The organism is Nocardia cyriacigeorgica (assembly GCF_005863245.1).
GTDB classification, from domain to species: Bacteria; Actinomycetota; Actinomycetes; order Mycobacteriales; family Mycobacteriaceae; genus Nocardia; species Nocardia cyriacigeorgica_C.
In genome coordinates, this window is the sequence record NZ_VBUT01000009.1 from 105,219 (window position 1) to 129,330 (window position 24,112).

28 protein-coding genes and 1 tRNA gene are annotated in these 24,112 nt (G+C 68.4%); 18 read left to right on the forward strand and 11 right to left on the reverse strand.

The genetic code is table 11. From position 1 onward, the window contains the following. The first annotated feature begins 31 nt into the window (after window positions 1–31). Both FEK34_RS22350 and rpmF read left to right on the forward strand, forming a co-directional pair. Window positions 32–316: a type B 50S ribosomal protein L31 gene (locus tag FEK34_RS22350; RefSeq protein ID WP_138450691.1), complete on the forward strand. Its 285-nt coding sequence runs from the start codon at window positions 32–34 to the stop codon at window positions 314–316. 1 nt (window position 317) lies between these two features. Next, window positions 318–491, forward strand: coding sequence for a 50S ribosomal protein L32 (gene rpmF, locus FEK34_RS22355; protein ID WP_048833652.1), 174 nt, complete (start codon window positions 318–320; stop codon window positions 489–491). A 77-nt stretch (window positions 492–568) separates the two neighbouring features. Here the strand turns inward: rpmF and FEK34_RS22360 are convergent, their stop codons facing one another. The 7 genes from FEK34_RS22360 to FEK34_RS22390 all read right to left on the reverse strand — a co-directional run bounded on the left by FEK34_RS22360 (window position 569) and on the right by FEK34_RS22390 (window position 6,600). After that, window positions 569–793, reverse strand: coding sequence for a hypothetical protein (locus tag FEK34_RS22360; RefSeq protein ID WP_138450693.1), 225 nt, complete (start codon window positions 791–793; stop codon window positions 569–571). A 428-nt stretch (window positions 794–1,221) separates the two neighbouring features. Beyond that, window positions 1,222–1,500: a DUF4200 domain-containing protein gene (locus FEK34_RS22365; RefSeq protein WP_138450695.1), complete on the reverse strand. Its 279-nt coding sequence runs from the start codon at window positions 1,498–1,500 to the stop codon at window positions 1,222–1,224. A gap of 19 nt (window positions 1,501–1,519) precedes the next feature. Beyond that, complete coding sequence (locus FEK34_RS22370; protein WP_138450697.1) at window positions 1,520–2,338, reverse strand: hypothetical protein; 819 nt, start codon at window positions 2,336–2,338, stop codon at window positions 1,520–1,522. Continuing rightward, a complete protein-coding gene (locus FEK34_RS22375) occupies window positions 2,331–2,957 on the reverse strand; it encodes a GTP-binding protein (protein WP_014352951.1) in 627 nt (208 codons plus the stop codon). Before FEK34_RS22375 ends, FEK34_RS22370 begins: the two co-directional genes overlap by 8 nt. Beyond that, window positions 2,947–3,321 carry a DUF742 domain-containing protein gene (locus FEK34_RS22380; RefSeq protein ID WP_036540042.1) on the reverse strand — a complete coding sequence of 125 codons (375 nt, stop codon included), beginning with the start codon at window positions 3,319–3,321 and terminating at the stop codon, window positions 2,947–2,949. The genes FEK34_RS22375 and FEK34_RS22380 overlap by 11 nt, the downstream gene beginning before the upstream one ends. Window positions 3,322–3,328: 7 nt before the next feature. Then, window positions 3,329–3,742 (reverse strand): roadblock/LC7 domain-containing protein, encoded by a 414-nt coding sequence (locus FEK34_RS22385; protein ID WP_014352949.1) that lies wholly within the window; start codon window positions 3,740–3,742, stop codon window positions 3,329–3,331. Next, on the reverse strand, window positions 3,739–6,600 hold the full coding sequence (locus FEK34_RS22390; protein WP_138450698.1) for a sensor histidine kinase: 2,862 nt from the start codon (window positions 6,598–6,600) through the stop codon (window positions 3,739–3,741). The genes FEK34_RS22385 and FEK34_RS22390 overlap by 4 nt, the downstream gene beginning before the upstream one ends. Before the next feature lie 360 nt (window positions 6,601–6,960). Between FEK34_RS22390 and FEK34_RS22395 the strand changes: the two genes are divergently transcribed. The 11 genes from FEK34_RS22395 (at window position 6,961) to FEK34_RS22445 (ending at window position 16,833) form a co-directional block, all read left to right on the forward strand. Then, a complete protein-coding gene (locus FEK34_RS22395; RefSeq protein WP_138450700.1) occupies window positions 6,961–7,647 on the forward strand; it encodes a response regulator transcription factor in 687 nt (228 codons plus the stop codon). 12 nt (window positions 7,648–7,659) lie between these two features. Further along, on the forward strand, window positions 7,660–9,210 hold the full coding sequence (locus FEK34_RS22400) for an ATP-binding protein (RefSeq protein WP_432760979.1): 1,551 nt from the start codon (window positions 7,660–7,662) through the stop codon (window positions 9,208–9,210). Between the two features lie 102 nt (window positions 9,211–9,312). Next, window positions 9,313–10,581 carry a S1C family serine protease gene (locus tag FEK34_RS22405; RefSeq protein WP_138450703.1) on the forward strand — a complete coding sequence of 423 codons (1,269 nt, stop codon included), beginning with the start codon at window positions 9,313–9,315 and terminating at the stop codon, window positions 10,579–10,581. 59 nt (window positions 10,582–10,640) lie between these two features. Next, window positions 10,641–11,135, forward strand: a complete 495-nt coding sequence (locus FEK34_RS22410; RefSeq protein ID WP_212748808.1) for a MogA/MoaB family molybdenum cofactor biosynthesis protein — start codon at window positions 10,641–10,643, stop codon at window positions 11,133–11,135. Continuing rightward, on the forward strand, window positions 11,132–11,320 hold the full coding sequence (locus FEK34_RS22415) for a hypothetical protein (RefSeq protein WP_138450706.1): 189 nt from the start codon (window positions 11,132–11,134) through the stop codon (window positions 11,318–11,320). Before FEK34_RS22410 ends, FEK34_RS22415 begins: the two co-directional genes overlap by 4 nt. A 545-nt stretch (window positions 11,321–11,865) precedes the next feature. Beyond that, on the forward strand, window positions 11,866–12,540 hold the full coding sequence (locus tag FEK34_RS22420) for an MspA family porin (protein WP_138450708.1): 675 nt from the start codon (window positions 11,866–11,868) through the stop codon (window positions 12,538–12,540). Window positions 12,541–12,604: 64 nt separating this feature from the next. After that, complete coding sequence (locus FEK34_RS22425; RefSeq protein ID WP_138450710.1) at window positions 12,605–13,279, forward strand: MspA family porin; 675 nt, start codon at window positions 12,605–12,607, stop codon at window positions 13,277–13,279. Window positions 13,280–13,619: 340 nt separating this feature from the next. Then, a complete protein-coding gene (locus FEK34_RS22430; RefSeq protein ID WP_036540020.1) occupies window positions 13,620–14,282 on the forward strand; it encodes an MspA family porin in 663 nt (220 codons plus the stop codon). Between the two features lie 102 nt (window positions 14,283–14,384). Continuing rightward, window positions 14,385–15,059, forward strand: coding sequence for an MspA family porin (locus tag FEK34_RS22435; protein ID WP_138450712.1), 675 nt, complete (start codon window positions 14,385–14,387; stop codon window positions 15,057–15,059). A gap of 340 nt (window positions 15,060–15,399) precedes the next feature. Further along, window positions 15,400–16,062, forward strand: coding sequence for an MspA family porin (locus tag FEK34_RS22440; protein WP_036540020.1), 663 nt, complete (start codon window positions 15,400–15,402; stop codon window positions 16,060–16,062). A 102-nt stretch (window positions 16,063–16,164) separates the two neighbouring features. Beyond that, the gene (locus FEK34_RS22445) at window positions 16,165–16,833 is read left to right on the forward strand and encodes an MspA family porin (protein WP_138450714.1); all 669 of its coding nucleotides are present in this window, start codon (window positions 16,165–16,167) and stop codon (window positions 16,831–16,833) included. A 57-nt stretch (window positions 16,834–16,890) separates the two neighbouring features. Here the strand turns inward: FEK34_RS22445 and mscL are convergent, their stop codons facing one another. The 4 genes from mscL to FEK34_RS22465 all read right to left on the reverse strand — a co-directional run bounded on the left by mscL (window position 16,891) and on the right by FEK34_RS22465 (window position 19,218). Beyond that, window positions 16,891–17,310 carry a large conductance mechanosensitive channel protein MscL gene (gene mscL, locus FEK34_RS22450; RefSeq protein ID WP_138450716.1) on the reverse strand — a complete coding sequence of 140 codons (420 nt, stop codon included), beginning with the start codon at window positions 17,308–17,310 and terminating at the stop codon, window positions 16,891–16,893. A 127-nt stretch (window positions 17,311–17,437) separates the two neighbouring features. After that, complete coding sequence (locus FEK34_RS22455) at window positions 17,438–18,148, reverse strand: SAF domain-containing protein (protein WP_249359495.1); 711 nt, start codon at window positions 18,146–18,148, stop codon at window positions 17,438–17,440. Window positions 18,149–18,239: 91 nt separating this feature from the next. After that, window positions 18,240–18,530 carry an FmdB family zinc ribbon protein gene (locus FEK34_RS22460; protein WP_138450718.1) on the reverse strand — a complete coding sequence of 97 codons (291 nt, stop codon included), beginning with the start codon at window positions 18,528–18,530 and terminating at the stop codon, window positions 18,240–18,242. 91 nt (window positions 18,531–18,621) lie between these two features. Then, window positions 18,622–19,218 carry a 5-formyltetrahydrofolate cyclo-ligase gene (locus FEK34_RS22465; protein WP_138450720.1) on the reverse strand — a complete coding sequence of 199 codons (597 nt, stop codon included), beginning with the start codon at window positions 19,216–19,218 and terminating at the stop codon, window positions 18,622–18,624. Between the two features lie 69 nt (window positions 19,219–19,287). Here FEK34_RS22465 and FEK34_RS22470 point away from each other — a divergent pair, with 69 nt between their 5' ends. The 5 genes from FEK34_RS22470 to FEK34_RS22490 all read left to right on the forward strand — a co-directional run bounded on the left by FEK34_RS22470 (window position 19,288) and on the right by FEK34_RS22490 (window position 23,743). Continuing rightward, complete coding sequence (locus FEK34_RS22470; protein WP_212748806.1) at window positions 19,288–20,247, forward strand: UTP--glucose-1-phosphate uridylyltransferase; 960 nt, start codon at window positions 19,288–19,290, stop codon at window positions 20,245–20,247. 42 nt (window positions 20,248–20,289) lie between these two features. Beyond that, window positions 20,290–21,549, forward strand: a complete 1,260-nt coding sequence (gene glp, locus FEK34_RS22475) for a molybdotransferase-like divisome protein Glp (protein WP_138450722.1) — start codon at window positions 20,290–20,292, stop codon at window positions 21,547–21,549. Window positions 21,550–21,561: 12 nt separating this feature from the next. Further along, window positions 21,562–22,212, forward strand: a complete 651-nt coding sequence (locus tag FEK34_RS22480; RefSeq protein ID WP_036540101.1) for a GNAT family N-acetyltransferase — start codon at window positions 21,562–21,564, stop codon at window positions 22,210–22,212. A gap of 258 nt (window positions 22,213–22,470) precedes the next feature. Beyond that, window positions 22,471–23,586 (forward strand): divisome protein SepX/GlpR, encoded by a 1,116-nt coding sequence (sepX, locus tag FEK34_RS22485; RefSeq protein ID WP_138450724.1) that lies wholly within the window; start codon window positions 22,471–22,473, stop codon window positions 23,584–23,586. 81 nt (window positions 23,587–23,667) lie between these two features. After that, a tRNA-Ala gene (locus FEK34_RS22490) sits at window positions 23,668–23,743 on the forward strand. Window positions 23,744–24,112: the final 369 nt, after the last annotated feature.

A 24,112-nucleotide genomic window follows, 5' to 3' on the forward strand; every position in this document is an offset into this window, starting at 1 on the left:
GGCATCGACCGCACGACAGAAAGGACGATCGATGAAGGCAGGGATTCATCCGGACTACCACCCGGTGGTGTTCGAGGATTCGAGTACCGGCAAACAGTTCCTGACCAGGTCCACCGCGACCAGCGACCGGACCGTGGTCTGGACCGACGGGCAGAGCTACCCCTTGCTGGTGGTCGACGTCACCGCGGACTCGCACCCGTTCTGGACGGGCGCGCACCGGGTGCTCGATACCCAGGGCCGGGTGGAGAAGTTCGAGCGGAAATACGGTAAGCGGGCGCGCGGCGCGCAGCCCCAGCCCGGACGAGGGGAGGGCTGACATGGCGGTTCCCAAGCGCAAGATGTCGCGGTCCAATACCCGAAGCCGTCGCTCGAATTGGAAGGCGACACCGCCGGACCTGGTGCCGGTCACGGTCGGTGGTGTCGTGCATCGGGTACCGCGCCGCCTGGTCCAGGCGGTGCGCCGCGGGCTGATCGACCCGGAACGGATCTGAGGCATTCCGTTCGCCCGCAGTGCGAAGGGGGCGGCACCGCGCGATCGCGGCACCGCCCCCTACGCATGTCGGAGTGATCAGCCTTCTTGTTCTTCGAGCTGAACCAGAGCGGCGGCGAGCTGGAAGAACTTGTTGTTGCCCAGATCCGCGATGGTCTTGATCTTCAGGGCGTCCAGCAGCTGCTTGTCGTGAGCCTCGGTGAGGCCGGCGAGCGCCGACGGGGGCGCGGCGAGGATCTCCGCGAGGGACTTGTTCTCGTACTCCTTGTCGAGCACCTTGTCGAGCACAACGTTGACGGCCATACGAAACTCCTTCGGACGAACCTGCATGTGCGCCTGCGACGATAGCGCGCGCGATGGCGTCAGGGGGTCTGAACTCGAGAGGAAGTCGGCTATCGGCGCGCGACTATTTCCCGGCCGTTCACCCGGCGTGCGCTCCTGAGGTTCGCCGACAGAGGGCAATCGGCTGGTTATCCTTGCTGGTGAGGCGACTTGGCGATACAGTCGAAGGGCCGATTGCGAGCGGATTGCCAACTCTCGAATTTCGTACTGAGAGTTGGTTTTTGGCCTGAGTAAAAGTCCTGGCGCACTGATGATTTCGGGATAGCTCGCCGGTACCCTCGTTCGAGAGGGCGGGTTCTCCCGAAAGGGAGAACCCGCTCATCGCCAAGTCTCTCCGGCCCTCGCCGAAACCGCGCCCGCCGTCGCGATTCTCGCTCGCGCCCACGACCTCAGCCGCTGCTCGCCCCGGCGCTCTCGGCCGCACCGGAATCGGCACCCCCGCACCGCGGTACACCCGGCAACACCTGCGCCGCGGCACCGACCCGGCGCAACACCTCACCGATCAACGCCACCGGCAGCGACAGCAGCCAGTACAGCGACGGTCCGGCCAGCTGCTCGACCCGCTGCACCAGATCGGCGACCGTCGCCTCCAAGTCGCTGACCTCGGTGCGCAATTCCCCGATCTGCGCCCGCAACTCACGCAGCAACGCTTCCTGCTCGGCCGTCACCGGATCCCCCGCCCCCGCCTCAGTGCGCCGGCTCGAGCACCGGACGCGGCGTCGGATCCACCGCGGCCAGCTCCCGCCGATCCGGCGCGACCAGCACCGCGGTGATCGGCAACGCCAACGCCAGCGAACCGAGCACGAACATCGGGAACACGAAGTCGAACAACTGCATACCGCCCGGAGATTCGGCGGCGTCATCGAGGCTGAACCCGAGTGCGGCCACACCGGTGTAGTACACGCCGGCCACACCGGCGGCGAACAACACGATCGTGCCGATCCGCGCCGCGAGCACCTGCATCGACTGGAACACCCACAGGCACCCGGTCGCGACGATCACCGCGATCACCGTGGCCACCACCAGCAGCCACACCGTCAGCTCGACCGAGCCCTGCACATCCACCGAGGACAGCTGAAGGTACTGCATCAGCCCGGCGCCCAGACCCATCACCAGCCCGCCGGTCACCAACCGCGGCAATCGCAGTTCGCGCCCGACGATCACCAGCCCCCCGAAGACCGCGATGACGATCACCGCCAGCGAAACTCCCAGCGTGGCCGCGTCATAACGCAGCACCGTCCCCGGTACCGCCACCCCGAGCAGCGGCACCGCCGTCGCCAGCCAGATACCCACCCCGCCGATCGAGATCGCCGCCGCGCCCAGCCAGACCGGGCGGAACCGGGCCGAACGCCTGCCGTGCACCACACACGCCAGGCCGACCAGCGCGCCGAGCGCCGACACCCCGAGCGAGAGCCCGATGAGCCAGTACCCCATGGCGAACCACTCCATGTCGGCGTTCGCCTCGGCCGCGAGCAGGCCGGTCGCCGAAGCCAGCGTGTCAGCCATGCCTGGCGGCCCCTTCCAGTTCCATGGCCTGCAATTCCGAGATCGCGTACTCGGTCACCGCGGCCAGTGCCTGCCGCACCTCGACGGCGTTGCGGGCATCGATATCCACGATCGGCACACCGGGCCGCACCGACAGCGCCTCGCGCAGTTCCGCGATCGGGAAGCGCGGCGCGTCCGGGAACCGGTTGACCGCGATCAGGAACGGCAGCTTACGCGCCTCGAAGAAGTCGACCGCCGCGAAACTGTCCTCCAGCCTGCGGGTATCGATGAGCACGACGGCGCCGATGGCACCACGGATCAGGTCGTCCCACATGAACCAGAAACGACGCTGGCCGGGCGTGCCGAACAGGTAGAGCACCAGGTTGCCCGGCAGGATGATCCGGCCGAAGTCCATGGCGACGGTGGTCGTCTCCTTCTCCGGGGTATCGGCCAGATCGTCGATACCGTCGGAGAACCGGGTGACCATCGCCTCGGTGCGCAGCGGAACGATCTCCGAGACCGCACCGACGAAAGTGGTCTTGCCCGCACCGAAACCACCGGCGACGACGATCTTGGTCGACGCGGTGCGGTTGTCGGTGTCCTCGGGCGCGGAGCCCCGATCCGGTCTCCTATAAGGCACGGAGTCCACGCAATGTCCTCTCCATCAGGGAACGGCGTTCGTCATAGCTCGCCTGTTCGGTCAGAGTCGAATGCACTCGCAGGTTCCCGTCCACGACGAGATCGCCGATAACGACCCGGACCATACCGAGCGGACGATCCAGGTGTGCGGCGATTTCGGCAACTGAGAGCAGGTGCGCACCCAGACGCAGGATCTCGATGCGGATATCACCGGAGGGCCAATCACCGCGCGGGGTATAGGAGATGGTCTCGATGACCGCCTCCAGCGGCAGGTCCACCGCGGGCTCGGTGCGCCCCGACGTCAGGGCATAGGGTCTGACGCGAGTGGTCGGCCGGTTGTACGGCCCGGAGCCGAATGAGGACATGGATCACTCAGACGGCAGTGCGGGCGGTGGCGGAAACCACCGAGCCCACTCGATCGACCAGCAGCGCCATCTCGTAGCCGATGCGGCCGATATCGTGCGACTTGTTCGCCAGCACCGCCAGATGCGAGCCGTTGCCGACGCTCATCACCAGCAGATAGCCGCGCTGCATCTCCACGATCGACTGCATCACCTTGCCGCCGTCGAAAAGCTGTGCCGCACCGGTGGACAGACTCGCCAGGCCCGCGGTCACCGCGGCCAGCTGTTCGGCGCGGTCGGCGGGCAGATGCGGGCTGGTGGCCTGCAACAGGCCGTCCGCCGACACCAGGACCGCGTGGGAGACACCGGGTACGTCCCGGGTGAACCGGGCTACCAGCCAATTCAGGTTCTCGTCCGTGGTGCTGTTCGGGTTCGGGTTGGTCATGCAAGCCCTCCGTCGTTGTGCTGCGCTTCGGCCCGTCCACTGCGGACCCCACTGAGATGCCTGGTCAGGTTGTTCCGGATCTCCTCCGGGTCACGAGCGCCCGCTTCTTCCACCGGGGCCAGGCCACCCGGCACCAATTGCGCACCAGGCCTGCGGATCGGCAGGCCGCCGACCGTCCGGCCGCTGGTGGTCGGCTTGGCGGCATCCTCGGCCGCCGTCCAGCCCGCATCCGCGGGGGAGGACCAGGTGCCGCTCGACGGCTGCGCGGTGGCGGGCTCGACCAGCCACTCCGAGACCATGCGCTGATAGATCGGGGTCGGCGAATCGCCGCCGACCGGCTGCAGGCGCGTCGAGGTCGTGGTCGCCGCCGCGGATTCGGCGGTGACGGTGACGGTCTCGGGCTGCTGCGGCTGCGGTGCCGCAGGCGCCTGCTGCGGCTCGTCGCGCACCGGAGCCGGACGCCGGATCGGCAGACCGGACCCGGCGGTGGTGGCGCGCGGCTGCGGCTCCGCCTGCGGCGTCACGCGTTCGGCCTGCGAGGTCGTGCGTTCGGCCTGCGGCGTAGTGCGTTCGGCCTGCGGGGTGACGATCGGGTGCTCGGTGGTTTCGGCCCACAGCCCCGTCGGCTCTTCCTCCGGTTCGGCGCTGACGATCCGGTTCGGGCCGGTCTCGGCATCGCCCGGATGCGGCTCGGGCGTCGGCGGGCCGAACGGCGTATTGCCGGAACGGTCCTCGGCGCCGGAACGCTCCGAACCGGAATCGGCGCGCGCGCTCGCCGGAACCGAGACCGACGGCTGCTCCGGCGCCTCCGCCACCCGGATGGACGGGCGACGCTGCGGCAGGCCGTTACTCGTGGTGCCCCACGACGACAGCGGCACCGGCTCGGATTCGGGTGCCGGCGAGGCCTCCGGCAGGTTCGGCACCGATACCAGGGTGCGCTGCGGCGGCGTGCCCGGCGGCAGCGCGGCGAACGGATCGGTCGGCGGCTTGCCGCCGGCGTCGTCCATCGCGGGCGCGACGAGAGCACCGGGCAGATGCACGCTCGCGGTGATACCGGGCTGCTGGGCCATCGTCGAGGTGCGGCGCAGGCTGACGGTGATGTTGTGCCGCTTGGCCAGCCGGCCCACCACGAACAGGCCCATCCGGCGGGCGGTTTCGACGGTGACCTCACCACCGGAGGCGAGGCGCTCGTTGGTGGCCTGCAGGTCTTCGGCCGACATGCCGAGGCCGCGGTCGGTGATCTCGATCAGGTAGCCGCCGTCGACCGCGCGCGCGACCGTCACCGCGACCGGCGTGGTCGGCGGCGAATAGCGCAGCGCGTTGTCGATCAGCTCGGCCAGCAGATGCTCGATGTCGACCGCGGGCTCACCGGCGACCACGCCGTCGGGCACGGTGCCGATCTCGACCCGCTGATAGTCCTCGACCTGGGAGACCGCGCTCCACAGCATGTCCGACAGCGGCACCGGCTGCAGCTGGCCGCGGCGCAATGCCGTACCGGCGAGCACCAGCAGGTTGTCGCCGTTGCGGCGCATGCGGGTGGCGAGGTGGTCGAGGCGGAACAGGCTCTGTAGCCGTTCGCTGTTGTCCTCGTCGTGTTCGAGATCCTCGATCAGCGCCAGCTGCTGTTCCACCAGCGACTGGCTGCGCCGCGACAGCGTCTCGAACATGTTGCCGATCTGCACCCGCAGGCGGGCCTGTTCGGCGGCGAGATTGAGCGCCTGTTCGTGCATTTCGTCGACGGCTCGGGCCAGCTGACCGATCTCGTCGGTGGTGTGCACGGCGACCGGGGTGATCTTCGGGGTGGTGCCACCGGCACGCACCACCGACAGCTCGTCGGGCAGCTTGACGTGCGCGACCTCGAGCGCGTCGCGCCGCAGCCTGCGCACCGGGACCACCAGGGTCCGCGCGACGGCCAGCGCCAGCGCCAGGCCGGCCAGCAGCACCGCCATCACGATCGTGGTCTCGCGCAGGGCGCTGTTCTGCGCGGTGGTGGTGCGCTCGAGCAGTGCGGCGTCGATGATGTCGGTCAGCTGCGCGGTAGTGGCGTCATAGGTGTCGGCACTGACCTGCAACGAGTCCAGCACCGCCGGATTGCTCGCCGGGTCGGCGGTGTTCTGGCTGAAGGTCGCCAGACGGGTCTGCACCGCGTCCAGCAGCGGACGCATATTGCCGGCCAGCTCCGGCAGAATCTGGCCGTACTGGTAGATCATGGTCAGCTCGGCGCCGGCGGAGGTGAGCACCCTGGCCCGCATGCTCGGGTTGCGGGCGGCGTCGGGGGAGCTGATCAGCATGCGCTGCTCGGTGAGCACGCGGCGCGCGGTCTGAATCGTGGTCAGCTGGAGAAAGTATCGCTGGATGACGAGGTCTTCCACCGACGGCGACAGCGCGAGCGCGTTACCGATGCGCATGCCGATCTCGTCGGCCTGATCGCCGACCATGGCCGGTGATCCGCTGCGCAGGCTGTTGCGCATGGTGGTGCCGATGGCCACCGCGGAGGACAGCTCGGCGGTCACCTTGCCGCTGACGCCGGTGTCCTGGAGCGCGGTTTCCATGTCCGCCAAGGCCTGATCGAATCGGGTCAGCGCGGCGTCGGTGCGCGGGTCGGCGGGGTTGCCCCAGCTCGACGTCGCGGTCACCGCCAGATGTTCGGTGGCGGTGCCGAATCTCACGATCGGCCGGATGATGATGGCCTGTTCGGTGGCCGCGTCCAACTGGTCCATGGTCTGGAGCTCGTTGTTGATCCGCAGCACCGCGAACGCGGTGGCCAGTACCACCGGCAGCACCAGCACGATGCCGACCTTGCGGGTAACCGACCAGTTGGGCAGGCTGAATTGCCAGGGTCGCGGTGCAGCTTCCATCCGCTTGTGTCGCCTCCGCATCACGAGTGACCCCGGCCGTGCGTGGGGAGTTCTGGATTCGATGGGAACCGCGCCAGAACCAACCTGAGGTCTTCTTTTTACCGCAGGGAACATACCCCGCAGAGTGAGCATCGGCAATCTGGACGTTCCCCACGTTAAACCTCGAATATGGCCGAGCAGAACAAGATTCGCGAACGAATGATCGCGCGCGAGAGCCGCGGCCGCGCAATCCGGTAAATACGCAGGTCAAGATCGTTTATCGGGTACCGGGCAAACATTTCCGACGCCGAACGCGGTGGTGGCGGCGTGTCGGAGCAGCCCTCTCAGTTCGCTCTCAGTCGATGCGGTCAAACTGGTGACATGCGCATTCTGGTAGTCGACGACGATCGCGCCGTCCGGGAATCGCTGCGACGGTCGCTGACCTTCAACGGCTACACCGTCGACCTCGCGGTCGACGGTGTCGACGCATTGGACAAAGTCACCGCGCAGCGACCGGACGCGCTCGTCCTCGATGTGATGATGCCGCGCCTGGACGGCCTGGAGGTCTGCCGCCGTTTGCGCAGCACCGGCGACGATCTGCCGATTCTGGTTTTGACCGCACGGGATTCGGTTTCCGAACGGGTCGCCGGTCTCGACGCGGGCGCCGACGACTATTTGCCGAAACCATTCGCGCTCGAAGAATTGCTCGCGCGGTTGCGCGCGCTGCTGCGCCGCCGGACCACCGATCCGGGCGAGACCTCGGAAACGATGCGGTTCGCCGATCTGTCGCTGGATCCCGTCACGCGTGAAGTGCTGCGCGGATCCCGTTCGATCAGCCTCACCCGCACCGAGTTCTCACTGCTGGAAATGCTGATGGCCAATCCGCGCCGGGTGCTGACCCGCGGCCGGATTCTGGAGGAGGTCTGGGGCTACGACTTCCCCACCTCCGGCAACGCGCTCGAGGTCTACATCGGCTACCTGCGGCGCAAGACCGAAGCCGAGGGCGAACCGCGGTTGATCCACACCGTGCGCGGTGTCGGCTACGTACTACGGGAGACACCGCCGTAGGCGGGCGAGGACATGGCACGTTCAGCTTCCAAACGGCCGGGCAAATCCGGCACCGCCGCGGGTGTGGCGCCACTGGGGCAGCCCCGTCGCGGCGCCGAGCCCGCGCCCATGCGCCCGCCGACGCCGCTGACCCGCACGGTCTCGCTGCGCTGGCGGGTGACGCTGCTGGCCGCCTCGGTGGTCGCCATCGCCGTCGCGGTCACCTCCATCGCCGCCTACGCGATGGTCGCGCGCGCGCTCTACGGCGACGTCGACGCCCAGCTGCGCGCCAGGGCCGCGACCATGATCAGCGGCGATATCGACAGCATGGCCTTCCAATCGCTCGGGGTGGCCACACTGTTCTCCAACAACATCGGCGTCGGCCTGATCTACCCGTTCTCGGTGTCCTCGCCGACCGCGCCGGAGGGCGAGCGTCCACCCGACAGCCTCCCGGTCTACATCCCGCCGCAGCCCACCAAACCGCCCATCGGCACCGAGGAGATCGCGGTCGCCAAGGGCGAACAGACGTCCTCGCTGCGCACCTACAACAACCAGCGAGTGCTGGCCCGGCGCATGGATTCGGGTGTCACGCTGGTGATCTCCCAGCGCCTGGAACCCACCCGTGAGGTGCTCGACCGGCTGGCCTGGCTGCTGTTCGTGGTCGGCGGGTGTGGCGTGCTGCTGGCCGCGGCTGCGGGTACCGCGGTCGGGCGCACCGGATTGCGGCCCATCGCCCGGCTCACCGCGGCCACCGAACGCGTGGCCCGCACCGACGACCTGACGCCGATCCCGGTCACCGGTGACGACGAGCTGGCCCGGCTCACCGAAAGTTTCAACACCATGCTGCGCGCCCTGGCCGAATCCCGCGACCGGCAGCGCAGGCTGGTCGCCGACGCGGGCCACGAGCTGCGCACCCCGCTGACCTCGCTGCGCACCAATATGGAACTGCTGATCGCCGCGGGCAGGCCCGGCGCGCCGCGGATTCCGGACGAAGACATGGCCGAATTGCGCGCCGATGTGGTCGCCCAGATCGAAGAGCTGTCCACCCTCGTCGGCGACCTGGTCGACCTGGCTCGGGAAGACGCGCCGGAAACAGTCTACGAGCGCGTCGATCTCGGCGAGGTCGCCGAACGCGCTCTCGAACGCGCGCGGCGCCGCCGCGGCTCCATCGAGTTCGTCGCGGCGCTGCGGCCGTGGTTCGTCTACGGCCACGAGGCCGGACTGGAACGGGCGATCCTCAATGTGCTCGACAATGCCGCGAAGTGGAGCCCGGCCGGCGCGCAGGTGCGGGTCGGGATGGCCGAGGTGGGGCGCGGGCTGCTCGAGCTCTCGGTCGACGACGCCGGCCCCGGCATCCCGCCGGCCGAACGTGAGCTGGTGTTCGAGCGGTTCTACCGGACCACCGCCTCGCGGTCGATGCCTGGCTCGGGCCTCGGCCTCGCGATTGTGAAACAGGTCGTGACAAAACACGGCGGCACGATCACGATCGATACGTCCGAACGTGGCGGCGCGCTGATCCGCATCGTGCTGCCCGGTGAGGCGGGCGCGCCCGCAGCGGCCGCCGAGGACGAGGCGGATCGGTAGCCGAGCCGCTCGATCCGTAGCGAACTTCAAGCACGGTCTCAGTCCGCTCTCAGCAGTCGGCGTCACGCTGGATGGCACGACGTGAGAAAGAAACGAGTAACCATGACCGAGGATTTCACCGATCGACCGCACGGCCCGCAGCCCGGTGCCGTGCCGCCGCCGGGTTACCACTCGGCGCCCGGCCCGCAGGGTAACCCGGGCCTTCCGTACGGCCAGGCCTCCGTTCCCGGGCCTCAGCCCGCCCCCAAGCGTCCGGTCCGGACCGGCCTGGTCGCGGGTGCGGTGGCGCTGGCGCTGGTCAGCGGCGGCGTCGGTGGCGCGGTCGGCGCCCTGGTGGCGGGCAACGACGGCGGCGGCACCACCGTCACCAACGCCCTGGACGCCCCGAAACCGAATATCGATAACGCCTCCACGGCGCCGGCAGGCTCCACCCAGGCGGTGGCCCAGCGGGTGCTGCCGAGTGTGGTCATGATCAAAGTCGCCAGCAATCGCGCTCAGGGGGAGGGCTCGGGGGTCATCCTGTCCTCCGACGGACTGATCCTGACCAACAACCACGTCGCCGCGGGTGGCGGCCCCGGCGCGAAGATGGAGGTCTCCTTCGCCGACGGCAGCACCGCGTCCGCGACCATGGTCGGCGCCGACCCGGTCTCCGATCTCGCCGTCATCAAGGTCGAGGGCAAGACCGGCCTGACCCCGATCGAGCTCGGCAGCTCGGCCGGCCTCCAGGTCGGCCAGCCCGTCATCGCGATCGGCTCACCGCTCGGTCTCGCGGGCACCGTCACCACCGGCATCGTCTCGGCGCTGAACCGGCCGGTGTCCACCTCCGGCGAGCCGAGCGCCGACCCGTCGACGCCCAACCCCGTCATCGACGCCATCCAGACCGATGCCGCGATCAACCCCGGCAATTCCGGCGGTGCGCTGGTCGACGCCAACGGCAAGCTGATCGGCATCAATACCGCTATCGCCACGCTCGGCGGCTCCGATCTCGGCGGCCAGCAGAGCGGCTCGATCGGGCTCGGTTTCGCCATCCCGGTCGATCAGGCCCGCCGCGTAGCCGAAGAACTGATCGAAACCGGCCGCGCCACCTATGCCCAGATCGGCATCACGGTGCCGCGTAACGACACCGTGCGCGGGGCACGGGTGCTCGAGGTGACCCCCGACGGGCCCGCCGCCAAGGCGGGGATCCCGGCCGGAGTGGTGATCACCAAGATGAACGATCGCACCATCGACTCCGGCGACGCCTTGGTCGCCGCCGTCCGTTCCAGCCGACCAGGAGACAAGGTGAGCGTGACATATACCGATGAACAGGGCGGAAACGCCAAGACGGTCGAGGTGACCCTCGACGCGGTGTCGACCGGGGGAGCGCGGTGATGCAGGTGCTGCACGGGGGATGGGAGCCGATGCTCGGCGGTGACGCTACGGTGAGCACCATGGACATCGATGGTTCCGTGGCAGGACGCGCACTGGTCGTGGTCGTCGACGACCGCACCGCGCACGGTGGTGTGGATTCGCTGGGCCCGCTGGTCACCGAATTGCTGACCGAAGCGGGCTTCCTCGTCGACGCGTCGGTGACGGTGCAGGCCGATGAGGTGGAGATCCGCAACGCGCTCAACACCGCGGTGATCGGCGGCGTCGACCTGGTCATCTCGGTCGGCGGCACGGGTATGTCGCCGCGCGATGTCACTCCGGAGGCCACCTCCCAGGTGCTCGATCGTGAGCTGCCGGGCATCAGCGAGGCCCTGCGGTCCTCGGGCCGGGTCGCCGGTTCCCTCGATGCCGGTCTCTCGCGTGGTCTGGCCGGTATCTCCGGCAGCACCCTGGTGGTGAACCTGCCCGGTAGCCGTTCGGCCATCCGCGACGGCATGGCGACGCTGGGTCCGCTCGCCAGCCGGGTGATCGGTGAACTGTCCGGATTGGACGAATGAGCTCTGCCGACGATCGCAGCGACGTCCCCCGTCCGGTCCGCCGGCCGGGGGACGCCGCGCGTCTGGCGCGCATCTTCGGTGAGGTGCTCCCGGAGACCACCGGTGACGAACGCGGCGACGAGCGCGACACGCCGTCGAGCACCGACGACTGGTTGCGGTCGCAGGTTCCGCCGCATCACGGCTGAGTTCTTCCGCGCGTCCCAGCTACCTCTCTGGCGACGATGCCTCACCCGCTATCTACTGCCCTGCTACGTATCTACTGACGCGTAGCTTTCTCGAGCGTTCAAGATTCAAGCTCTTTGGGGTTCCGATCTCATGCGGAATACGTTCTCGTCCCGTATTCGCCGACGGCACTGCTGCGCCTTCCGGGCCAATTCGGCTACTTCACCGGAACTCGAGTCCTGCATTTATGCACGTCAAGCGATATAAGCATTTTGGCTATGTGATACAGATCACTCATGTCTTGACGAATACTTTCGTTGTCCGTTCCGTTACCGCCGGTTAATCTCGCCTCGGGCCATCGCAACCCTCTTCGCAGTCCAGTGGCCTGCACGAATGTGCAGACCGCGCGGAGCAGGGTGCGGTCCGGCGCTAGTCGAGCTTTGCGTTGAAATAACGGCGAGTTACACAACGGCAACAAATAGGCGACACACTGAGCTGGGCCTGTGAGGACCTTATCCAGCCTCGACGGTCGAGGCTGGTCTGTTCGAGAAAATTGATGAGGGGAAGTATGAGCGAGAACCGCACCAACGGTTTGCGCCGCGGAGCCCGTGTCGCGGGCGTCGGCGCCGCAGCCGCCGTGGCCCTGGGTCTGCTTTCGACCGGGGCCGCGAACGCGGATACCTTCGTGCCGTTGCCGGACGGCGAGAAGGTTGGTCCGGGTGTGACCATCAAGCGCACCCATGAGCATGCGTTGATTTCGCCGTCCATGGCGGCCAACGGCGCAGGTCGCGTTGTCTGGGTTTCGGGCACCGCGAGCGCGGACGTCACCGTCACCCCCGAGGGCGAGGTGGGCCCGAACAACGGCCCCGCCGGCGCGCCGGGTACCAACAACTCCTCCACCCACGGTGCCTCCCAGCTGAACACGGGCTACATCGTGGGTTGCCAGGTGAGCATCGGTGACGAGGCCATCTCCGCCGGTGTGTCCGGCAGCGTCGATCTCGATGGTGCCTCGGTCGGCGGTTCGGTCGGCCTGGAACTGGGTCCGGGCGAGGTGAAGTTCGTCCAGATCGAGTACAAGGACATTCTGAAGCCGGGTCACTACTCGGTCGAGTACCAGGACGTCGAGATGGAGATCCAGGGCTGCGCGGGTTACGCGCAGGCGCGGGCGTACACGGTCGTCGAGATCATCGGTGACCACTACTCGAAGACCACCCTTTACGGCCAGCCGTTCAGCATCGGCTGAGTCGTCGAATTCGACCGTACAAACCTCTCGCCTCGAGCGAACTCGACCCTCGAAGGGTACAAACATGATCAACCGTAAGATCGTGGCGCGGGCGGCCGGACTCGGCGCTGCCGCCACCGTTGCCATGGGCCTGTTCTCCACCGGTGCGGCCAACGCCGACACCTTCGTGCCGCTGCCCGGCGGCGAAATCGTCAAGACGCTGTCCGACGGCACCGTGGTGACGGTCCGCCTGGTCGGCGAGTCGGCCAACATCAACCCCTCCCTCGGCTCCACCCCGGTGCACCGCAATGCCTGGGTGTCGGCCAGCGCGCAGGTCGAGCTGTCCGGCTCGGGTGCCAAGGGCGGCAAGATCTACCCCGGTTACGTGGTGGGCTGCCAGGTGAACATCGGTGGTGGCGGCGTCGAGGGTGGCGCTGAAGGCGGTGTCGACTGGAGCGGCGAGGAAGTGGCGCCGACGGGTGGTGCCAACAGCGGCGCCGAGCTGTCGCTCGGCCCGGGCCAGGCCCAGTCCTTCTACGTCCTCGACCTCGAAGAGGCCGACGACTTCGGTAGCGAGTCGCACCAGACCCGCAACAAGTTCAAGGGCACCAGCGGCTCGGTCACCTGGGCCGATGAGACCATCGGACTGACCGGCTGCGCCGGCTACGCGCAGGCGCGGGCCTTCGTCAAGGTCAAGGTCGAAACCGACAATGTCATGTCGGTGGTGACCCTGTGGGGTCAGCCGTTCAGCCTGGGCTGATCGGCTCCCGCTCGGGCCCGCCAACGGCCTGAGCAAACGCGACCAGCGAAATGAACGCGGGTCTGTCACAATCGTGACAGGCCCGCGTTCTGCTGTTTTCGGCCCGCGACCGGCGAATTCGTCGCCGTCGCGGCGGATTCGGCCGATCTGCGTAACCTCTCGGCTACCTTCGCCTCATCTTGCTGCCATGCCGCGGACGAAATGCCGTACCCGACTGTTCATTCCCTGTGCCGATTCGGGTTCATCTGGCGGTCAGCGCTTTCGAGCACGCTCATCTGAGCCTGCTGTAGGCCATCCCCGTGCGAACGGGGTTGTCGCTGAAAACCTGATGAGGGGAAGTATGAGCAAGAACCGCACCAACGTCACGCGCGCGATGGGCGTCGGCGCCGTCGCCGCCGTGGCCATGGGACTGTTCTCGGCCGGTGCCGCCAACGCGGACGCCTTCGTGCCACTGCCGGACGGTGAGAAGATCGGCCCCGGCGTCACCATCAAGCGCACCCACGAGAGCGCGCTGGTCTCGCCGTCGCTGGCGGCCAACGGTGCCGGTCGCACCGTGTGGGTCTCCGGTATCGCGAGCGCCGATGTCACCGCCACCCCCGAGGGTGAAGTGGGTCCGAACAACGGTCCGACCGGCGCTCCCGGCACCAACAACTCCTCCACCCACGGCACCTCGCAGCTGAACACCGGCTACATCGTGGGCTGCCAGGTCAGCATCGGCGACGAGGCCATCTCGGCCGGCGTCTCCGGCAGCGTCGACCTCGACGGCGCCTCCGTCGGTGGCTCGGTGGGCCTCGAGCTGGGCCCGGGCGAGGTCAAGTTCGTCCAGATCGAGTACAAGGACATCACCAAGCCGGGTGTCTACTCCGTCGAGTACCAGGACGTCGAGATGGAGATCCAGGGCTGCGCCGGTTACGCGCAGGCCCGCGCCTACACCGTGGTCGAGATCATCGGCGACCACTACTCGAAGACCACCCTCTACGGCCAGCCGTTCAGCATCGGCTGATTCCGGGTCTGCCCGGCCGCTCGGCCGGAATGAACCGATGTGTCTCGAATCCGCCAATCAATCTCTCGCTGAAGCGAATCAACCCCAGAGGGGCATTACACAATGATCAACCGTAAGAGCATCGTGCGTGCGGCCGGTGCGGGTGCCGCCGCGGCCGTCGCGATGGGCCTGTTCTCCACCGGTGCGGCCAACGCCGACACCTTCGTGCCGCTGCCCGGCGGCGAAATCGTCCGCACCCTGTCCGACGGCACCGTGGTGACGGTCCGCCTGGTCGGCGAGTCGGCCAACATCAACCCCTCCCTCGGCTCCACCCCGGTGCACCGCAATGCCTGGGTGTCGGCCAGCGCGCAGGTCGAGCTGTCCGGCTCGGGTGCCAAGGGCGGCAAGATCTACCCCGGTTACGTGGTGGGCTGCCAGGTGAACATCGGTGGTGGCGGCGTCGAGGGTGGCGCTGAAGGCGGTGTCGACTGGAGCGGCGAGGAAGTGGCGCCGACGGGTGGTGCCAACAGCGGCGCCGAGCTGTCGCTCGGCCCGGGCCAGGCCCAGTCCTTCTACGTCCTCGACCTCGAAGAGGCCGACGACTTCGGTAGCGAGTCGCACCAGACCCGCAACAAGTTCAAGGGCACCAGCGGCTCGGTCACCTGGGCCGATGAGACCATCGGACTGACCGGCTGCGCCGGCTACGCGCAGGCGCGGGCCTTCGTCAAGGTCAAGGTCGAAACCGACAATGTCATGTCGGTGGTGACCCTGTGGGGTCAGCCGTTCAGCCTGGGCTGATCGGCTCCCGCTCGGGCCCGCCAACGGCCTGAGCAAACGCGACCAGCGAAATGAACGCGGGTCTGTCACAATCGTGACAGGCCCGCGTTCTGCTGTTTTCGGCCCGCGACCGGCGAATTCGTCGCCGTCGCGGCGGATTCGGCCGATCTGCGTAACCTCTCGGCTACCTTCGCCTCATCTTGCTGCCATGCCGCGGACGAAATGCCGTACCCGACTGTTCATTCCCTGTGCCGATTCGGGTTCATCTGGCGGTCAGCGCTTTCGAGCACGCTCATCTGAGCCTGCTGTAGGCCATCCCCGTGCGAACGGGGTTGTCGCTGAAAACCTGATGAGGGGAAGTATGAGCAAGAACCGCACCAACGTCACGCGCGCGATGGGCGTCGGCGCCGTCGCCGCCGTGGCCATGGGACTGTTCTCGGCCGGTGCCGCCAACGCGGACGCCTTCGTGCCACTGCCGGACGGTGAGAAGATCGGCCCCGGCGTCACCATCAAGCGCACCCACGAGAGCGCGCTGGTCTCGCCGTCGCTGGCGGCCAACGGTGCCGGTCGCACCGTGTGGGTCTCCGGTATCGCGAGCGCCGATGTCACCGCCACCCCCGAGGGTGAAGTGGGTCCGAACAACGGTCCGACCGGCGCTCCCGGCACCAACAACTCCTCCACCCACGGCACCTCGCAGCTGAACACCGGCTACATCGTGGGCTGCCAGGTCAGCATCGGCGACGAGGCCATCTCGGCCGGCGTCTCCGGCAGCGTCGACCTCGACGGCGCCTCCGTCGGTGGCTCGGTGGGCCTCGAGCTGGGCCCGGGCGAGGTCAAGTTCGTCCAGATCGAGTACAAGGACATCACCAAGCCGGGTGTCTACTCCGTCGAGTACCAGGACGTCGAGATGGAGATCCAGGGCTGCGCCGGTTACGCGCAGGCCCGCGCCTACACCGTGGTCGAGATCATCGGCGACCACTACTCGAAGACCACCCTCTACGGCCAGCCGTTCAGCATCGGCTGATTCCGGGTCTGCCCGGCCGCTCGGCCGGAATGAACCGATGTGTCTCGAATCCGCCAATCAATCTCTCGCTGAAGCGAATCAACCCCAGAGGGGCATTACACAATGATCAACCGTAAGAGCATCGTGCGTGCGGCCGGTGCGGGTGCCGCCGCGGCCGTCGCGATGGGCCTGTTCTCCACCGGTGCGGCCAACGCCGACACCTTCGTGCCGCTGCCCGGCGGCGAAATCGTCCGCACCCTGTCCGACGGCACCGTGGTGACGGTCCGCCTGGTCGGCGAGTCGGCCAACATCAACCCGTCGATGGGTTCCACCCCGGTGCACCGCAACGCGTGGGTGTCGGCCAGCGCGCAGGTCGAGCTGTCCGGCTCGGGTGCCAAGGGCGGCAAGATCTACCCCGGTTACGTGGTGGGCTGCCAGGTGAACATCGGTGGTGGCGGCGTCGAGGGCGGCGTCTCCGGTGAGGGCACCTGGGACGGTGAGTCCTTCGGTGTCGGCGCCGAGAGCGGCGGCGAGCTGTCGCTCGGCCCCGGCCAGGCCAAGTCCTTCTACGTGCTCGACATCGAAGAAGCCGACGACTTCGGCAACGAGTCGCACGAGAAGCGCAACAAGTTCAAGGGCAAGAGCGGCAGCGTCACCTGGGCCGACGAGACCATCGGCCTGAGCGGCTGCGCCGGTTACGCGCAGGCGCGGGCGTTCGTGAAGGTCAAGGTCGAGACCGAGAACGTGATGTCGGTGGTGACCCTGTGGGGTCAGCCGTTCAGCATCGGCTGATCTCTACCGGTACCGGACGAAAGGGCCTGTCGCATTCGGCGACAGGCCCTTTCGCCGTCAGGAGTCGGAGTACTCGTGGCGTCCGCCGCCGGTCTTCTGACCCTCGGCCAGCAGATCGCGGATCTGGATCAGCAGGTCGTTGTCGCTGAGCACTTCCTCTTTTTCTTCCTTCGCGAAGCGCTTCTTCACATGCGTGGACGGCATCACCAAGACGAAGTACAGGACCGCCGCGATCATCAGGAAGTTGATGCACGCGGTGATGATCGGACCGACCTCGATGAAGGTCGAGGGATTGTCGGCAACCAACCGGAAACCGAGCCCGAGTTCATTCGGACTGCCGAAAACCGCGAGCAGCGGATTGATGATCCCATTGGTGAACGCCGTGACGATCGCGACGAAGGCCGTACCCATGACGACCGCAACGGCCAGGTCGACGACGTTTCCGCGAAGCACGAAATCCTTGAACCCCTTGAGCAATGCCCCATCTCCTTCGGTGTGCGGAACCGACGGTCCGCGGCCGGGTGCCGGTCTTCCCGGATGCTAATGGACCTCGCTGGCTAATGCCCGGCGAACAGTGGCACTCGGCCATCGGACGTGATCGATCTCAATGGAAGACGACGGTCAGGGCGGTACTCAGCGATGCCGCGGCCACGGCGGCCGCGTTCTCGGCACCCATCGCCACCAGGACGACCCGATCCGCCGATCGGGCCGGCGAGGCCCCGGGGGAGCCGGAGATCAGGACGACGGCGGCGTCGGTGGCCAGGGTGCGTGCGGGGCGCGTGGCACGGTCGGATTCGTCGGCCGCGATGACGTCGACGCGGTCTCCTGCGCGCAGGATGTCGGCGACGGCGGTATCGGCCAGTCGCAGCGGAACGATCCTGGCATCCGGTGCGCCACCGGCGACGGCGGCCAGCCGCGGGCCGATCACCCGCAGGTCGGTCAGGATCTCCCCGGTGCTCATGGCGCCGGTCACGGTGGCGCCGATCAGCGGGGCCGGATCGCGAACCGCACCGCCGGGTAGTGCGCCGGATTCCCGGTCGGCAATGCGCAGATCCGCCGGGGTGAGCAGATGGCCGGGTGGTAGATCGCGGGCCGCGACGACCACGCTCGCGCGGTCGGCATCGGGATCACCGCGCAGCAGCAGGACGACTGCCGCACCGGCGAGAACGGCGGCGAGTGCCCGCCTGGCGAGCAGCCCGTCGGCCCATGGTGGCCGATTCCAGAATGCTTCCCGCAGCGTCTCGCCGCGGCCGAGCGGACCGTCGCCGAAGCGTGGCGGGCCGAGTCGGCGGCGGCCGGCGAACATTCGGATCATGCGCCGAGCGTATGGCGTGGATCGCCGACCGGGGCCTGGTGAACGACGGGTTGTGGACAACTCGCGGGCTGTGGATAACCCGCGAATCGCGTCAGCTCGCGGCTGCGGTGCTCGCCGCGGCCGCGGGGGCGGCCGACGAGCTGGAGTCGGAGCTGGAGGAGGAGCCGCTGTCGGACTTGGCGGGCTCGCTGGCGGTGGACGCGCCACCGCGGCTGTCGGTGCGGTAGAAACCGCTGCCCTTGAACACGATGCCGACGGAGTTGAACAGCTTGCGCAGCTTGCCCGAGCACTCCGAGCAGACGCTCAGCGCCTCATCGGTGAAGGACTGAACGATGTCGAAGCGGTTATCACACTGGGTGCACGCGTATGAATAAGTTGGCACAGGATCCTCCGCAGGGTTCGTCGATCTAGCACTCTACAGCCGACAGTGCCAACAGTGCCACCCGGGATTTCATTCCCGGACGGGCGCGTCATCAGTCGCCGGACAACCTGCGCAGCCCGCCGCGCGGCGTCAACGCCCAGCCCATCCGCAGATCGTGTGGCTCCTCGGGCAGCCGTTCTACCAGCTCAGCGTCACGAATCACGGCCACGAGGCGGGCAGCCGGGTCGGCCGCCGCCAGTGTCCGGTCGTAGTAGCCGGCGCCGCGCCCGAGCCGGACACCACGCAGATCGACCGCCAGCGCAGGGACGAGAATCACACTCGCGCGGGCCACCGCGGCAGTGCCCAACGGCGGTCCGCTCGGCTCCAGCAGCCCATAGCGGGCGGCGCGCAAACTCGCCGCGCCGGTGTACTCGGCCCAGTCCAGAGGCCCCGGCGGGCCCGTCACCGGCAGCAACACTCGCGCGCCCGCTGCCCGCAGCGCCTCCAGCATGGTCTGCGAGCCCGGCTCGCCCCGCACCGGGACATACGCGCACACCCATTCGCCGACCTCGATTTGCCCGGCCGTCGCTGCCAGCGCGGACGCCTCGTCTGCCCGGTCGGCGTCGGACACCGCGGCCCGCTGCGCGAGAATCTCCAACCGCCAGGCATGTTTGTCGCGCTCACCGGGCATCTTCACGGTGATCACCATAGGCTCATGCGGGCGCCAGGCCGCCGCGAAGCAGGCTTGGACGACGTATTACACGGATAAGGTGTGCATATGACAGCGAAGGCAGGCGAGCCCGGCACGACGACGGGCGCGGCGATGGAGTCGTGCTTCCGTACTGCGGTCGTGCCCGCGGCGGGGCTCGGGACCCGGTTCCTGCCCGCGACCAAGACGGTGCCCAAGGAGTTGCTGCCGGTCGTCGATACCCCCGGTATCGAACTGGTGGCCGCCGAGGCCGCCGAATCCGGCGCCGACCGGCTGGTCATCGTCACCTCGCCGGGTAAAGACGGCGTGGTCGCGCATTTCGTCGAGGATCTGGTGCTGGAGAGCACCCTTGCCGAGCGGGGCAAGTTCCAGCTGCTGGAGAAGGTGCGCAAGGCGCCGGGGCTGCTCGATGTCACCTCGGTGGTGCAGGACGAGCCGCTCGGGCTCGGCCACGCGATCGCGCAGGCCGAAAACGTCCTCGACGCCGACGAGGATTCGATCGCGGTGCTGCTGCCCGACGATCTGGTGCTGCCGTGCGGTGTGCTCGAAGTGATGAGCCGGGTGCGGCGCGAATTCGGCGGTTCGGTGCTGTGCGCGTTCGATGTGCCGAAGGATCAGGTCAGTGCCTACGGCATTCTCGATGTCGAGGTGGCCTCCGGTGTCGAGGAGCCGGATGTGCTGCGGATCAAGGGCATGGTGGAAAAGCCCGATCTCGCCGACGCGCCGTCCACCTTCGCCGCGGCCGGACGGTACCTGCTCGACCGGCAGATCTTCGACGCGCTGCGCCGGATCGAGCCGGGCACCGGCGGCGAACTGCAGGTGACGGACGCCATCGCGCTGCTGATCGCCGAGGGGCATCCGGTCCACGCTGTGGTTCACCGTGGGTCGCGCCACGATCTGGGCAACCCGGGCGGCTATCTTCGTGCTGCAGTGGATTTCGCGCTGGAGCGGGAGGAATACGGTCCGGCACTGCGGGAATGGCTGCAGCATCGGCTGGGCCCCGACTGGGATCCGCAGGTGACGGCGTAGGAACAGATCGTCCGAGGGGCGAGGGAGATCGGGAAGGGCTGGATGCGCTCGGTTGAGGATCAGCAGATCAAGGTGACCGCGGCGGCGGTCGCGCCCCGGCCGGTCCGGGTCGCGATATCCGAGGCCCAGGGCCTGCTGTGCGCCGAGGACGTCGTCACCGAACGGCCGCTGCCCGGTTTCGACCAGGCCGCCATCGACGGCTACGCGGTGCGCAGCGTCGACGTCGCGTCGGCCGGCGCCGAAATCCGTGACGAGGAAGGCGAACTCGTCGATCTCACGCTGCCGGTGGTCGGCGAGGTCGTCGCGGGTTCGCGCCAGCCGATCCGGTTGCAGCCGCGTCAGACCGTGCGCGTCGACACCGGCGCACCACTGCCGACGCTGGCCGATGCGGTGCTGCCGATCGACTTCACCGATGGCGGCCGCGCCCGGATCAAGGTCTACGAACCCGTGCGCTCCGGCGACTACGTGCGCCGCATCGGCGATGACGTGCAGCCCGGCGACGTCGCCGTGCGAGCGGGCACCATTATCGGCGCGGCGCAGGTCGGTCTGCTCGCCGCGGTCGGCCAGGACAAGGTGCTGGTGCATCCGCGGCCGCGGCTGTCGGTCATCTCGGTGGGCGCCGAACTCATCGACATCGACCGCACGCCGGGTCCCGGCCAGGTCTACGACGTGAATTCCTATGCGCTGGCCGCGGCCGCGCGTGATGCGGGCGCCGACGTCAACCGGGTCGGCATCGTCGACGCCGACCCGCGCCGGCTGCGCGATGTGGTCGAAGGCCAGCTGGTGCGTTCGGAGGTCGTGGTGATCGCGGGCGCGGTCGGCGGCTGGGCGTCGGAGCAGGTGCGCGAGGCGTTGGAGGGGCTCGGCGAACTCGAGATCGCCAGGGTCGCCATGCATCCCGGCTCCGTGCAGGGCTTCGGGCGGCTCGGCCGCGACGAGGTGCCGACGTTTCTGCTGCCGTCCAATCCCGTCGGCGCGCTTGTGGTGTTCGAGGTGATGGTGCGCCCGCTGATCCGGATCGCGCTCGGGCGACGTCAGCCGATGCGGCGAATCGTGCACGCCCGCACGATCACTCCGATTCAATCGATGGCGGGGCGCAAGGGTTACCTGCGTGCCCAGCTGATGCGTGACGAGGCCACCGGCGAATACCTGGTGCAACCGCTGGGGTCGGGGGCGGGACCGTCCTCGCATCTGCTGGCGACGCTGGCCGAGGCCAACAGCCTGATTGTCGTCGATCCGGACGACACCGAGATCCGGACCGGCGACGAGGTCCAGGTCGCATTTCTTTCGCAGCGCGGCTGAAACGTGGAGACCATGAACGTTTTCCGGGCCACCCAGCACCCTGGGTGGCCCGCACATCTGGGCCCGGTGCGGGTCGCGGCCGGGCAGGTGGCGTTGCGGCCGGTGCGGCTGCGCGATGCCGCCGCCTGGAGCCGGATCCGGTTGCGCGATCAGCAGCATCTGGAACCGTGGGAGCCCACCGGCCGAGGTGCTTGGGAAGCGCGCAATCACGCCTCGAACTGGCCGTCGCTGTGGTCGAGCCTGAAGGCCGAGGCGCGGCGAGGGGCGATGATCCCGCTCGTCATCGAGGTCGACGGCGCGTTCAGTGGCCAGTTGACCGTCGGCAATATCGTGCGCGGGGCCTTGCGGTCGGCATGGATCGGCTATTGGGTGGCCAAGGATCTGGGCGGACAGGGTGTGGCGACGGCGGCGCTGGCGCTAGGGCTCGATCACTGTTTCGGGCCGGTCGGATTGCACCGGGTCGAGGCGACCGTGCGGCCGGAGAATCTGGCGAGCCAGGCGGTGCTGCGCAACGTCGGGTTCCGTGAGGAAGGCCTGCTACGCCGCTATCTGGATGTCGATGGGGCGTGGCGCGATCATCTACTCGTCGGCCTGACCGTCGAAGAGGTGGCCGGGACAGTGGTGGACCGGCTCGCTCGGGAAGGCCGGTTGACGCTGCTGTGACCGCGGGCCCGACGACGGGCCGCAATGGTGGAAATGTGACGGGTGTGGCGGATGTGCACGGCGCGCCTGCCGGACCATACCCCTACCCGGAATTAACCTACGGACGTCGGTGGTGCGCCCTGCGCCATCGGCAGGGAGCCTGCGACCCGCCCGGCGACCATGCCGCAGCGCCTGTGCGGCAGCCGGAACAGTCACCGCGACGGGGACGCGGGGCGTGGGTCGGAACTGGATCAGGCGGGGACGGAGGTGCTGACGGCGATGCCGAATTCGATCTTGTGGATCGGCCTGGTCGTACTCTGGGTCTTCGTCCTGTTTCCGATACTCGCCGACCGGCATCCCCGGATCCGGCAGACCACCGACACGGCACTCGCCACCCGGGTGCTGCATCGCGGAGGTTCGAAGCGGCGCACCAGGTCCGGACCAGCCGCCGGGCACGACAGCGACCCCGATTGGCGGCCGAGACGAGTGCAGAGAAAGCGTCCCCACAGCGATGATGCGGAGGATCGGATGACGACTTCGGCCGACGAGCCCGTCACCGAGGCTGACGACGAACACAACACGCCGGGCGACGTCACCGACACCGGCGCCGCCCGGGTCACGACCGCCGAGGCGACCCGCCGGGCGGTGGCTGAGACGGAACTCGACGAGATGGACGCGGCCGAGGACGCGGACATCGACGACACCGAACCGGCCGACCCCGTCGATGCCGAAGCGGAGGCCGACGACTACGACGACCGAGACGAGGGCGACCGCGGCGACCACGACGCCGACGCCTCCTTCGATGCCGAGGACTCCTCGCGCGACCCGGTCTCCGCCCGGATCCCGCCCGCCCGACCGGCGTTGCCCGCCGTCGCCGACGACCACGACACCGAAGACACCGACTTCATCCCCACTCGGCGCGGCCGCGGCGGCTTCGACCCGGAAGCCGACGCCATCGCCCGCGCCGCCCGCTACACCTTCCGGCAGCGAGCCGTCCTCGGGCTGGTCCTCACCACCCTGCTGTGCGGTGGGCTGGCGATCGCGATCGCACCCGTCTTCTGGTGGGGTTGCGGCCTGGCCACGGCCGTCCTCGTCACCTACCTGGCCTACCTGCGCAAGCAGGTCAGGATGGAAGAAGAGATCCGCCGCCGCCGCAGCGCCAGGCTCGCACGCACCCAGCGCCCCGAAGCCGAACGCGCCGAGCAGGCCACCCGCCCCGCCCGCCGCGGCATGGACCGCGACACCGCCCGCGCCCTGCGCCGTCGCTCCGAACTCCTCGAACCCGACGACGAAGACCCCGCCTTCGAACACCTCGAAGCCTTCGACGCCACCGCCGCCCGCGCCGTCCGCAACCGCGCCGCCGGCGGCGACATGCGCCGCGCCGCGGGCGAATAACCGCAGGTGGCGGGCCCGATTCGGAATCGGCGCCCGCCTCCTGCTACAGTGTCACAGCGCGGTTCCCGCCAGGAACCGCACGGGGCTATAGCGCAGTTGGTAGCGCGTCTCGTTCGCATCGAGAAGGTCAGGGGTTCGATTCCCCTTAGCTCCACCAAAGGCGGCGCATGCTTATGGAAAGCATGCGCCGTTTTTTGGTTCCGCGTGTTTCTTGGGGGCGAAGCCCCCAAACCCCACCCGGAGGGCTTCGCCCCCGGACCCCCTTTCAGGTTTGCCCGTCCTGGATGGTGTGCCGTTCGTGGGCTTTGGCTCAGGTCTCCCTCTGGTTTGCCCGTCCGGGGGCGTGTGTCGTTGGCGGGCTTCGCCGGGACCTCCCTACTTGTTTGGCCGTCCCGGGTTGTGTGCCGTCGCTGGTTTCGCCCCGGCCCCGTCCCTGGTGAGCCTGTCCCGGTCGTGTGTCGTTCGCGGGTTTCCCCAGGACCCGTCTAGCTTCGCTTACGCGTGTACTGCGCTGTGCTCAACGGGC